General features: G+C 40.3%; 8 protein-coding genes and 1 other annotated feature. Of the genes, 3 read left to right on the top strand and 5 right to left on the bottom strand.

Features of this window, described 5'->3' with window-relative positions; translation table 11 throughout:
* Positions 1-19: 19 nt before the first annotated feature.
* The gene (locus tag M3183_RS07810; protein ID WP_251468237.1) at positions 20-1324 is read right to left on the bottom strand and encodes an Nramp family divalent metal transporter; all 1305 of its coding nucleotides are present in this window, start codon (positions 1322-1324) and stop codon (positions 20-22) included.
* Between the two features lie 336 nt (positions 1325-1660).
* Here M3183_RS07810 and selB point away from each other — a divergent pair, with 336 nt between their 5' ends.
* Entirely contained in the window at positions 1661-3565 is a 1905-nt protein-coding gene (gene selB, locus M3183_RS07805; RefSeq protein WP_285879033.1) for a selenocysteine-specific translation elongation factor, read from the top strand.
* Between the two features lie 35 nt (positions 3566-3600).
* Here selB and M3183_RS07800 read toward each other — a convergent pair whose 3' ends face one another.
* Positions 3601-5055 (bottom strand): TerD family protein, encoded by a 1455-nt coding sequence (locus M3183_RS07800; protein WP_251468235.1) that lies wholly within the window; start codon positions 5053-5055, stop codon positions 3601-3603.
* A gap of 441 nt (positions 5056-5496) precedes the next feature.
* On the opposite strand from M3183_RS07800, the gene M3183_RS07795 reads away from it, so the two are divergent.
* A complete protein-coding gene (locus M3183_RS07795) occupies positions 5497-6420 on the top strand; it encodes a S66 peptidase family protein (RefSeq protein ID WP_251468233.1) in 924 nt (307 codons plus the stop codon).
* A gap of 68 nt (positions 6421-6488) precedes the next feature.
* On the opposite strand, the gene M3183_RS07790 is transcribed toward M3183_RS07795, so the two are convergent.
* From M3183_RS07790 to M3183_RS07780, 3 genes are all read right to left on the bottom strand, one after another.
* Positions 6489-9680: an MMPL family transporter gene (locus M3183_RS07790; RefSeq protein WP_251468231.1), complete on the bottom strand. Its 3192-nt coding sequence runs from the start codon at positions 9678-9680 to the stop codon at positions 6489-6491.
* 3 nt (positions 9681-9683) lie between these two features.
* A complete protein-coding gene (locus M3183_RS07785; RefSeq protein WP_251468229.1) occupies positions 9684-10145 on the bottom strand; it encodes a MarR family winged helix-turn-helix transcriptional regulator in 462 nt (153 codons plus the stop codon).
* A gap of 121 nt (positions 10146-10266) precedes the next feature.
* Complete coding sequence (locus M3183_RS07780) at positions 10267-10467, bottom strand: hypothetical protein (protein WP_251468227.1); 201 nt, start codon at positions 10465-10467, stop codon at positions 10267-10269.
* Positions 10468-11099: 632 nt separating this feature from the next.
* Positions 11100-11318: a binding site (T-box leader), on the top strand.
* A 77-nt stretch (positions 11319-11395) separates the two neighbouring features.
* On the opposite strand from M3183_RS07780, the gene proS reads away from it, so the two are divergent.
* The gene (gene proS, locus M3183_RS07775) at positions 11396-12826 is read left to right on the top strand and encodes a proline--tRNA ligase (protein WP_251468225.1); all 1431 of its coding nucleotides are present in this window, start codon (positions 11396-11398) and stop codon (positions 12824-12826) included.
* Positions 12827-12995 lie beyond the last annotated feature (169 nt).

Here is a 12995-nt window from a genome sequence, read left to right as displayed (position 1 = left end):
GGCTGAACCTCGGCTTTTCTTATCCCATCAATGTTTGAATGACAAGCCATACATTTAATCCTAAAATAATGACGGCAAACAGGGTGGAACATATGGTGGTTATCCGTTTGTTGGTCAGTACGCCCATTAGCTCTTTCTTTTGTGTAAAGTAAATCAAGGCAATAATAGGGAACGGAAGCACTATGCTTAGGACCACCTGACTGACCACGAGTGTCATCGTTGGGTCTAAACCAATGGCGACAATAATGACACTTGGCAGCATGGTAATAACACGCCGGGCCCAGACAGGGATGGTAAAGCCGACAAAGCCTTGCATAATGACCTGGCCTGCCATTGTCCCGACAACAGAACTGGATAGTCCTGAGGCCAGCAGGGAAATCAAGAATACACTTGCTGCTGCAGAACCAAGCAGTGGTGTAAGTGTATGATAGGCTGTTGTTAAATCCGCAATATCACTTTGTCCAGATGAATGAAATACAGATGCTGCCATAAACATCATCGCCATATTTACAAAACCTGCAAGTGTCATGGCAATCAAAATTTCAATCGTGCTGTACCTTTGTATTTTTATTTTTTCCAAATCGTTACGCGGGATAATTCGTTTTTGTGTCAAACTTGAATGTAAATAGATGGCATGAGGCATAACCGTTGCCCCGATGACACCCACGGCCAGCATAATGCTTTCTTTGCCGCCAAGCCATGGCACCACACTGTGATAGGCAATCTGTCCGAAATCTGGTTTTGAAAATATGGTTTCAACCAAATAACATAAACCAATCAGCATTGCAAAACTTGCAATAAACTTTTCCAAGGGACGGAAACCGAATTTTTCCAGCATTAAAATAAAGTATGTTACAATACCGACAATAAAAACGGCATAAAGCATAGGGATTCCAGCTAATAAATTTAATGCAAGCGTCGCTCCTATAAATTCAGCGAGATCAGTTGCCATCGCCGCTAATTCGGATACGACCCACATGATGATGACCAGCCATTTTGGCATATATTCCCGGCAAATCTCCGGCAGATTTTTTCCTGTTGCAATTCCTAGTTTTCCTGACATGTTTTGTAGGAGCAGTGCCATTAAATTGGCTAAAACGATTACCCATAACATTTTATAACCAAAGCTGGCTCCGCTTTGTATGTTAGTTGCGAAATTTCCTGGATCTACATAGGCAATGGAGGCAATAAACGCTGGTCCGATAAACGGAAGCAATGCACGGATGCCTTTTACTTTTCCATCAATGGCATCCCGAGCGGCTGAAACGGTTCGTTGCTCTGCAGCCTGAGCCTTTTCAACAGCCAGTGAATTTATGTTGCTCATAAGATACCATCCTTTCGTTCTTTCGTGTACACAAAGTTTGTTCGTGTATCAACAAAAGTTTCCTTAGTGCAAATTTATATATATAGTATAATCCATTTGTGAAAAATTGTGAACGATTTTGTTTTGAATTGGAAGCCTAAAAACGGTTCTCTTGAACTATCCATTTATAAAAGATACAGTTAAAGAAGAAGACCATATAGTTTAAACTTCATCAGCAGGTGAGATCGATTCACCGCTGATTGTTAGTTGAACCAATCGGGCAAATGCGGCAGTTACGTTACCCCGCTTATACTTCCTGCTAACGCTAAAAGTTAAGCGGGGTCTGACTGCCCGTTAATGCGGGATAAAGAGGTGGCAGGATTGGAAAAACGATTTTTTACCATAGGCATGGCGGGGCATATTGACCATGGGAAGACTTCCCTTACAAAAGCATTGACAAATGTTGATACAGACCGACTAAAAGAAGAAAAAGAACGACAAATCTCAATCGAGCTGGGATTTGCTCCATTATATGAAGACCAAGAAATTCAAATCTCTGTCATTGATGTTCCAGGGCATGAGCGTTTTATCCGGCAGATGATTGCCGGTGTTGCCGGCATTGACCTGGTTGTTCTCGTTGTAGCAGCTGATGAAGGCGTAATGCCGCAAACAAGAGAACATTTGGAGATTTTAAAATTCTTAGGGATAAAAAATGGCATTGTGGCCATTACAAAAATTGACCGTGTAGATGAAGAATTCATTGAACTGGTCAAAGACGATATTTTAGCGGAATTATCAGGAAGTGTCTTTGAAGGTGCACCATTTATTCTTGTTGACAGCCTGTCCAGAAAAGGAATTGAACAATTAAAAGAACTTATCATAAAGACGCTGAAAGAACAAGAAATGCGGGATACGAAGGGTCCGTTTAGGATGCCGATTGATCAGGTTTTTACAGTGAAAGGCCAAGGGACCGTTGTCCGGGGAACCGTCTATGAAGGGACGATAGAGGAAGGTCAGATACTAAAAATTATGCCAGAGGGTCTAGATGCCAGAGTCCGGCAGATTCAAGTTCATCATAAATCTGCAGGTAAAGCCTATGCAGGACAGCGTGCTGCCTTAAACCTTTCTGGTGTTTCCAAAGAGGATCTGGAGCGCGGGGATGTAGTCGTTTCCTCAGAACATTTCATTGTGACGAAAACGATTGATGTGGCAATCAGAGTGGTGGAGGAACTCGAACATTTAATCAAGCAAAGAATGCCGATAAAACTGCATATCGGAACAACAGAGGTCATGGGGAGAATTGTATTCTTTGACCGGAATGAAATAAAAAAAGAAAATGGGGAAATTTTATGCCAGCTGAGACTGGAGGAAGAAATTGTTACAAAAAGGGGAGACCGCTTTATTTTACGAAGGCCAAGTCCGCAGGAAACTATTGGGGGAGGCTGGGTGATTGATCCAAGAGGGCAAAAATACCGTTTTGGCAATCACACGATTGAAGAGCTGGAAAAGAAGAAGGAAGGCTCGCCCAAGGAAAGAATTACGGCTGCTTTAATGGAAGCGAAAAGCCTGCCGTTTAGTGAGTTAATGAAACAGACAGCCCTGGAAGAACAGGTATTGTCAGAGCAGCTGAAAGAAAAGGAATTTGTTTTATTCAATGGAAAAGAGTATACACTTTCCGTTCTCATTGATTCAATTGAAGAGGATATCATTGATTACCTCCAGGAGTTTCACCATGAAACCCCTATGAAGCTTGGGGTAAACAAAGCGGAGCTCATGCAGACCATGCAAAAAAAGGTTCCTAAAAACCTTTTGGATTTTGTCATTGAGATTGGGATTACGAATCAAGTACTGAAACGAAAGGAACAATTTGTATTTCTTGCTGATTTTAATCCGCATGTCCCGAAAAACTGGGCAAAGCGGACGGAAAATATGCTGGACGAGTTAAAAAAGGATGAATTAAAAGTTCGCTATTTAAAAGATTATTTTTCTGCAGCAGGCATACCGGCTTCTATAGAAATAGATGTAAAACGATTTCTTGAACATCAGGGTCTTATTGTGATGCTGGATGAACAATTTGCCTATTATGGTGCTGTTTTTAATGAAGCAGTGGACAAATTGAAGCGTAACACGGGTCTTGAGTTTGAGGTGGGGGAAGCAAAAGAGATACTGGGTCTCTCCCGTAAATATATGATTCCATTTTTGGAAAAATTGGATGCTTCAGGTTTAACCAAAAGGATTGAAAACAAACGGGTGTGGAAATAAAAGGAAAAGCCTCCTAACTTGGAGGCTTTTCCTTTTTAGGATAAAAACTCAGCCGGGTTTAGTCCCAATTCATGACAGATATCAATCACCGTTTGTTTTTCATTTTGATCAAATGTCCCGTCAGCATAGCCGATTGCAATGCAATAACGGGCAACAAGGCGGGGGATTTCAGGCTTGGTTCTAATTTTTCCTAGTGCACGGAAGGCCTCTGCACGTCCGATTACTCGATCATTTTCTATCCGTGACACATACAGGTTGAATCGTTGAATCACCTTATTGGTGTCAAACACACGTAATTCTTCACTTTGGTGGACAAACTCCATCATTTTTTGCCGTTCTGAAGCATCTAAATATCCGTCTGCCATGGCCACTAAGGCACAGGAAGCCACCACTGCATCAAGGACATCCTGACTCTTATACCGGTGAAATAAATCCTGGGCTTTCCTTTTTTGATTATTGGCCCATTCGGCATAGTCTGTTTGAGAAGGGGACCAAGTGCTGCCACAGTTATTACAAGTAAACTTTAACTGATTTTGCCCGATGAAGCCGCCAAGCAGTCCAACAGGTCCGAGAATTAACCCGCCAATTGCGGCCTTTCCCAGTCCAAATCCCTTTTTCCCTGTACGTACATTTGCCGAATGACAGCTTGGGCAGGTAATTTCATCCTCGCCATATGTACGATTCGTATTCGAACCAGAAGGGATAGTTTGAGCCGGATAACCAAAGAAAGGCTGCTGATTTGAAGGCTGGTTATGCTGGCTTTGCTGGTAAGGATCATAAGCTCTTTGAGTTTGCTGGTAAGCATTATTGGTAATCGGCTGCTGCGGGTTGGAATAATTCATCCCAGTATTCTGTTGATAATTGGATGGTTGATTTTGCTGATAAGACGGCGGTGGTGTTGGTGTGCTTGCCGGTGGATCGTCGACTGTCACCCCGAAATTATAGCACAAGGCTGCCAGCCCCCCTTGAAATCCGCTGCCAATCGCATTAAATTTCCATTCTCCATTATGCCGGTAGATTTCAGCCGCAACGATTGCAGTTTCAACCGTAAAGTCCATTCCAAGATTGTAGCGTAAAAGTTCCTCATTTGTTTGCTCATTAAAGATTCGTACATAGGAATCAGATACTTGTCCAAAATTTTGCCGCTTGGCTTGAGCATCGTGAATCGTAATGGTAAAGGCAATCCGGTGAATGTGGGATGGAACATTGCCAAGGTTAATCCGGATCTGTTCCGCATCCTGAATTCCCGAACCAATGCGGTTATCGCCGCTATAAACAATCGAACCGCTGCCTCCTGAAGGATTATTATAAAAAACAAAATCCTGATCGCTTTGAACTTTACCGTTTGGGCCTAATAAAAATGCAGAAGCATCTAAATCGTAATTGGCCCCTAGATTACTGTTCCAGCCAAGACCGACAGCAACATGTTGTAGCCCTGGATGTGCCTTTGTCAGGTCTACCTTTTGCCCTTTACTAAGAGTAACACCCATTATTTTTCTCTCCTTTCAGTTATTCCTATTATAAGGTAAAATTCCGATTTTTCCCTATACTCCATTGATGGTTTGTCTCGTTGTACTAACTATATTACCGTTGCTTTCGCACTTGTTAAAGAGCTAGAACAAAACCGGTTGGAGTGGCTTAACAAATCTTTGGTTTCGCATCGGTCAGTTTCACCATTTTTCAAAAATCGGACCTTTATGGGCAGCTGACCGCCCGCCCAGCTTCTTTGTTAACTTATCATCTTGAGGCGGAAGTCTTACCAGCCGTTAAGACGGAATAATTACGTTGATGGTACAAGGTGAAATTTTAAATGGCTCTTTAAATATGTACGGCAGGATGGCAAAAAAGTTTCATTTATTTTCATTACATTATTCTGATTGAAATATCCAGAGTCTTCATAATATAGAGTAATAGTGGAGGGAGGCACCGTGATGAAAGCGATAAAACCTAATCGTCTGAAGAAAGGTGATACAGTGGGGGTGATTGCCCCGGCAGGTCCGCCAAACATGGAAAATCTTGAACGTGGGATTCAGTTTTTAAAAAGCCTTGGGCTAAACATTAAAATGGGGAAACATGTCAGGAAGGTGAATGGGTATTTAGCAGGGACTGACCAAGAGCGGCTGGAGGATTTACATCAGATGTTTCTAGATTATGAAGTGAACGCCATTATTTGTGCCTGCGGGGGATACGGAACCGGGAGAATTGCCAGCTCTATTGATTATCACATGATTAAAAATAATCCAAAGATCTTCTGGGGCTACAGTGATATTACGTTTTTACATACTGCTATCAGGCAGGAAACAGGGCTTGCTACTTTCCATGGTCCCATGTTAGGGTCCGACATCGGGAAGGAGGATACCCATCCATTATCAAAAGAAGGCTTTTCACAGCTATTTCAGCCCTTACAATTAGTCTATACAGAGGAAACCTCATCAATGAATGTGTTAAGGGAGGGAGAAGCCAGCGGACTGGTGGTTGGAGGGAATTTATCTCTTATTATAAGCACGCTTGGAACAAGGTTTGAAATAGATACGGAAGAAAAGATATTGTTCATTGAAGACGTAAATGAAGAACCACGTGTGGTTGATAGGATGTTAAATCAGTTATGGATGGCTGGAAAGCTTGAAAAGGTGCGCGGTATTCTAATTGGTGATTTTTGTGAGTGTACGTCAAAAAATAATTTATCGTTCACGTTGGATGAGGTAATTGAACATTATATAAAAATGGCAGATAAACCGGCGGTGAAGGGATTGAAGATTGGACATTGTAATCCCCATTTTGCCATTCCGTTTGGGGTCCGCGCTGAACTGAATACGGTCGAGAAAAAACTGATTGTCGATGCCGGCGTTATGTAAAGCATTTTAATAGATTGGGTAAATAAGAGAAAGCACGCTGAAAAATGGGATTTTAGCGTGCTTTTATTTTAATTCGTTTGATCTATATGATTACTGCTGTCCTTTCTAAATGGCCACCAGTTCGCTTCACCAAATGTTCTGACCATAACTGGTATAAATAGCGGCAGCACGACAAGTGCATATAAAGCTAGACCAATCAATAGAATGGCAGCAATTTCGAGCAATGAAAGGACGCCTGAAGGCATCATGGCTGCAAATGTACCGCCTAAAATAACTGCAGCGGATATAATAACCGAACCCATCTTTTTCATGGATTCCAGAATGGCCTGACCGACAGGCAAATGACGGTACTCGTTAAAACGGTCCATCAGGAATATACTATAGTCAATTCCAAGAGCTATTAAAATAACAAATGCAAAGAATGGAACGGCCCAGCTGATTCCTGTATATCCTAACCAGTTAATGAAAATCACTTCTGCAATCGACATGGACGTGTAGTAGGTTAGTACCAATGAGCCGATTAAATAAATCGGCATAATGAATGAACGAAGCAGGATAATCAAAATAATGAAAATACCTGTAAGCATTAATACGACTGTTCTTGAGTAATCTCCTTTGGAAATGGTATCAAGGTCATTTTGCATACTGGAGACACCGCCGACAGCGACTTTAGCATTTTCTAGTTTTGTATCCTTGACAGCACGTTCGACTGTATCTTTTATTTCCGATATTTTGCCAATAGCTTCACTGGAGTAAGGATTTTTATTAAAGACAACATCCATTGTCATCACTTTTCTGTCTTGTGATAGATAGGTATCCAATGCCTGGGCAAAATCTTTGCTGTCAAGTACATCTTGTGGAATGTAGAAACCATTCTGTTTTTGCTTAGATACATCTGTTAGGTAATCTTGGGCAGAGTTTAAACCTTTTGAAACCTTATGGAGACCATCTGCACTTTGATTTAAACCATCTGACAGCTCAGAAATTTGTCCGCTCATTGTCTGGAAACCGGTAAGCACCTGCTGCTGTCCATTTTTTATGCCATCTAAACCATTAGAAAATTGCGGCAGCTGGGAAATAATTTGTCCCTGGCCGTTTTCCATTTTATTTAGTCCATTTTCTAATTGTTTCATACCGGCGATCAATTTTTCCATCCCAGCAATCAACTGAGTTTGACCATCGATTGCTTTAGAGAATTGGCCATTGGCAAGAGATATCCCGTCTTGGACCTCTTTTAGGTTTTTATTTAAGACATTCAAAGCCGTTACTACTGATACTTCAGGGTCTTTGAAGGCAGGATCAGTTGCCGCTTTTGCTCCTGCGATTGTCATTTTAAGAGCTTGATAGTTTGGATTTTGAGAAAAATCTCTGCCTTTACTATCCTTACTATTTTTATAATCCTCTTCTAGTCCTGCAAAATAGGAGTCGGTTCCAGCTAGGCTTTGATGGAGCTTTATAAGACCTGCGGAAATCTCATCGTAATGACCTTTGAGTGTTTCGAGGCCTGCACCTGCCTTTTTATACCCATTTAACAGCTGCTTGTAGCCGTCTAATAATTTTTCAGATTGTGAAGCAATTTCTTCAAGGCCTTTCCTTGCATCACTTGCACCAAGCGACCCATCTTTCAGACCTTTTTCAATTTGACTTAAGCCATTTTGAAGCGAGCCCATTCCAGTTTTTAAATCAGTTGTACCTTTAATTAACGTGTTAATGCCGTTTGCTGCTTCATCCATTTTGGGCTGATTGGCTTCAAGCTGGGTACCTGCTTCTGCAAGTCCGTCACTAATTTTTTTAATGCCGTCATTTCCTTTGCCCAGTCCATCGCCGATACTTGCTGCTTGCTTGGAAAGATAAAAATCATCAATAACCTCTCCGGTCGGACGAGTTAGCGAGCGTACTGTTTTGACATCATCTACTTTTTTAAGCTCTTGGCTGATTTTTTCAGTCAACGCAATATATTCGGATGTATTCATTTGATCATCATTCTTGATGACGATTTGGGTCGGCATTGAATCCCCCGGTCCAAATGAATCGGCAATAAGATTAAAGCCTTTAATCGATGGGTATTGATCACTGATTTCTTCTAGCGAGTTAAATGAAAGCTGATCTTTATAGGTAAATAAAAATGGTACAGATACAACCACGACAATAATAAAGGCTAATAATGGGCGGGAGAGAGCAAATTTTCCCATAACCCCCCAGATTTTGCTGTCACTGTGCTCCAATTTCCCTTTTGAAGGCCAAAACAGTTTCCTGCCAAGGACAGCCATGAAAAAGGGAACAATGGTTACCAAGCCTAGTAGCAGCAGGGCCACACCAACTGCTACAGCTGCAGCCGATTTATATAATTGGAAAGTAGAAAATCCAATGGAAGCAAATCCTATTAAAACAGCAATCCCGCTAAACAAAACTGTTTTTCCGGCAGTGCGGTAGGTAGCCGCGATGGCTTCTGTCACATCTTCATTTTTTGCTAATTCTTCTTTAAATCGGCTGAGGAGTAAAATACAATAGTCTGTTCCAATACCAAACAATACTGCAACTAAGAAAATTTGTGTAAAAGTTGATAATGGAAAATTAAATTGATCTACTAATATGGCAACAATCGATTGTGCTGTTAGGTAGCTGAAGCCGACCGTAATTAATGGAATTATAGGAGCGATGATGGATCTGAAAACCAGCAGCAATACACCTAGTATAAAGACAACTGTAATTCCTTCTGTTTTTTTCAGTCCTTCTTGTGAGTTGGTGACGAGATCTTCGCCAATTACCCAGCTCCCGGTATAGTAGTGATCGAGTTTTACGTTATCAATCTCGGCATAAAGATCTTTCGTGATCTCTTTGGCCTCACGCCCGTTTCTCGTTACCTCTAAGGAAACAAGTATAGTCTTTCCATCTTTTGATACAAGCTGGTCTTTTAGTTCTTCTTGATTGAAGTGGGTAACAAGATTGGTAATACCTAACTCTTGTTTATGCTGTTCAAGTGCTTTTACAGCTTTTTCTGCAGAATTAAAATCTTCCTTTGTGAGCTTTTTGTCACTATGAAAAACAAGAGCAGTTTGTAAATTTACACCTTTATTTTCACTTGATTGGACATCTTTTAGGATTTGTTCCGCCATTGTGGAGGAATAGCCCTCAGGTACAGTAATTTGTCCTTTTTCACGAACAAGATTCTCCATATTCGGCGATGCCATAAAAAGACCGGCAATCATAACAATCCAGGCAATTAAGATGAACCATTTTCCTTTGATGATGGCTCTCACTTTTTATTCCTCCCGTTCTTCTAATTTCTTATTATCTAAAACCTGTGCTAATTTTTCATAGGTGTTAATAAACGCTTTAATTTCGGGTTCCTCAAATTGGGTTATAATCGATTCAACCAAGTAGTGAATTCTTTCTTGTGCCTTTTGATAAAGGTCTTTCCCTTCATCTGTTAATGTCAAATAAACAACCCTGCGGTCATTTTCATCTCTTGTTCTTTCGATTAATCCTCTATCTGCCATACGACTAATAATAGCGGTTATCGCACTTTTATTTACCTCAAAGACTTCAGCCAATTCCGTCGAGGTGCAGCTGCCTGAATTGAACATATACCTTAATATGTAATGTTGATCATTTGTTAAATCATTTCCAAGCTGACACTTAATTAAGGATTCCGCCTTTTTGTGGACTTGGAAGGAAACAGTTACATAACGGTTAATTAATTCTTGAATCATCTCATCGTCCAAAATGAAAGTCACCTCTCTTTATTTTAAAATTAGTTCAACACTTTAACTATTCACGTGTTAAACTATATAACGATAGGGAAATAGTGTCAATAAAAAAAGCTGTCGAAAGGGGACAGACCCGCTAGTCGACAGCTTTTATCTTCTTTCGATTCCTTCTTTTTTTAAGGTTCTTGATAAGGTATATACCGGCAATCAGCGCCACTAAATTTAAGGAGTCTCCGAAGTTGAAAGTAAAACTAAATTGATTACTCACTTTCACATCATTTTTATTGTTATTCGTAGTTGATTGGTTCTGGATATCTTTTTCTTCGACCTTGGACAAGGAATGCACCTCCATTTAAATTGCTAGAATCCCTATCATCATTCTATTCTAGTTCGTAGAAGAACATGCTAAAAGGATTCGGTTTATCCTTAAGGCTGGGGGTCTTTTTAAGGACAAAATAGAGTGAGAAGCGAAAGAGTCTGTTTATAATAAAGTAGCTCAAAGACAGAATTTGTGTTTAGTAGAGACCTGTCTTTAAAGACAAAATCGGTTAGGTATAGAGGAAACCTGTCTTTAAGACGGAATCTCCAGGATAAAACTAAAACTATGATCCTGTTTTTAATAAAACGACTTAATGACAAATCATAGGATGAAACAGTAGAACTTGTCTTTTGCAGGAAATCTAAATACAAAACATTTCAAAAAAACGGTTTACTGGTTCGTAATTTCCATAATCTAATCTGTTTAAAAATACCCCGGCTCCTCATTTTGCAAAAGTATATATTAAACAACAAAGTCCTCCCATAATCATTTTCCCCATATTATTCAACAGTTTAATCTACCTTCGTAAGATTAAAAGGTAGATTGTAAAAAATAGATTTTGGGCTATAGTAATCTTAAAGGATGAAAAATATTCCTCAGCAGGAATTGACTTTTTTCATTGGGAAATATATAATTTCTTCAAATATATAGTCGAAACAATGACGGGGATTAGTAAAATGAGGCGGTCTTACGAAGAGAGGAAACCATTGGTGTGAGGTTTCTTAAGACAATCATTTGAACCTGCCTCACGAGTTCTGTATCGGATTGACCTGAAGATACAAGCGGATAAATTCCGTTATCATGGAAAGAGTATAAAGCATTATCGCTTTATAAATTTAGGGTGGTACCGCCAGGCCTTGGTCCCTTTTTAAGGATCAAGGCCTTTTTATATTTTAAAAAGGGAAGAAACCCTTAAGATGAACAAACAAAATAATGAGGTGTAAAAATGGCAAAGGAATTTGTAAAAGATGTAACGAGCATGGACGAAGATTTCGCCCAGTGGTATACAGATGTTGTAACCAAAGCAGATTTAATTGATTATTCAAGTGTGCGCGGTTCCATGATTATCCGTCCATATGGTTTTGCATTATGGGATAATATTAAAAATGAACTGGACCGCCGGATTAAAGAAACCGGGCATGAAAATGTGTATATGCCGCTCTTTATTCCTGAAAGCCTGCTGCAAAAGGAAAAGGATCATGTTGAAGGATTTGCTCCTGAAGTAGCCTGGGTAACACACGGCGGAAATGAAGAACTAACCGAACGATTAGTCGTTCGCCCAACTTCGGAAGTGCTTTTCTGTGAGCATTATAAAAATATTATCCATTCCTATCGAGATCTTCCAAAGCTTTATAACCAATGGGCCAATGTTGTCCGCTGGGAAAAAACAACCCGTCCTTTCTTACGCACTTTAGAATTCTTGTGGCAGGAAGGTCATACGGCACATGCAACAGATGAAGATGCGATGGAAGAAACCATCAAAATGCTGAATGTGTATGCTTCCGTTCTTGAAGATATATTGGCAATCCCTGTTGTAAAAGGACAAAAGACGGAAAAGGAAAAATTTGCAGGGGCCAAAGCTACCTTTACCGTGGAAAGCTTAATGCATGATGGAAAAGCGCTTCAGTCCGGTACGTCCCACCACTTTGGCACAGGATTTGCCGAGGCCTTTGGAATTCAATACACCGATAAAGAGGGAAAACTTCAATATGTTCACCAAACTTCATGGGGCTTTACAACAAGGGTAATTGGCGCGTTAATAATGGTTCACGGTGATGACCGAGGTCTTGTGATTCCGCCAAAAGCAGCACCAACTCAAGTTATGATTGTTCCAATCGCACAGCATAAAGAAGGCGTGCTCGACTTTGCTTACGGATTGAAAGAATCTCTTGGAAAAACTGCCCGAGTTGATATTGATGCCAGCGACAAAAAGCCAGGCTGGAAATTTAACGAATACGAAATGAAAGGTATTCCAGTCCGCCTTGAAGTTGGGCCAAAAGACATTGAAAATAAACAAGTGGTATTAGTAAGAAGGGATACATTGGAGAAAGTGGTAGTTCCAATGGACCAATTAGAAACAAAGCTTGTTGAATTATTAGATGAGATTCAATCAAACCTATACAATAAAGCATTAAAGCACCGCGAAGAAAGAACATCTACAGCTTTAACGCTTCCTGAATTAAAAGAAACGCTTGAAACAAAACCTGGTTTTATTAAAGCAATGTGGTGCGGCGAATTAGCTTGTGAGGAAAAAATCAAAGAAGAAACTGGTGCAACATCCCGCTGTATCCCATTTGAACAGGAACAGCTGTCAGATAAATGTGTCTGCTGCGGCAAAGAAGCAAAACATATGGTTTACTGGGCAAAAGCCTATTAATTTTAAATAAAAGGACTCTTCGTAATTTTGAAGAGTCCTTTATATTACGACTTTAGTCCGTTGAGCTCGCGATAGCGTGCGAAACAAAAAACCACCTGCTATGCGGGTGGGTGACAAGTGGTTAGACCAAACAAAAAACTCACTTTTTTCTATAATAGAGATTGTTCAA

The sequence above is a fragment of the Neobacillus mesonae genome (assembly GCF_023715155.1).
GTDB lineage: Bacteria > Bacillota > Bacilli > Bacillales > Cytobacillaceae > Neobacillus > Neobacillus mesonae_A.
The sequence above is the reverse complement of the archived record's forward strand: the minus strand, read 5'-3'. Positions and strand labels throughout refer to the sequence as shown.

What these genes read in the sequence shown, in the direction of transcription:
- M3183_RS07795 (WP_251468233.1), top strand. Translation starts at nt 5,497, where the DNA reads ATGAAAGCGATAAAACCTAATCGTCTGAAGAAAGGTGATACAGTGGGG.
- selB (WP_285879033.1), top strand. Translation starts at nt 1,661, where the DNA reads ATGCGGGATAAAGAGGTGGCAGGATTGGAAAAACGATTTTTTACCATA.
- M3183_RS07800 (WP_251468235.1), bottom strand. Translation starts at nt 5,055, where the DNA reads ATGGGTGTTACTCTTAGTAAAGGGCAAAAGGTAGACCTGACAAAGGCA.
- M3183_RS07810 (WP_251468237.1), bottom strand. Translation starts at nt 1,324, where the DNA reads ATGAGCAACATAAATTCACTGGCTGTTGAAAAGGCTCAGGCTGCAGAG.
- proS (WP_251468225.1), top strand. Translation starts at nt 11,396, where the DNA reads ATGGCAAAGGAATTTGTAAAAGATGTAACGAGCATGGACGAAGATTTC.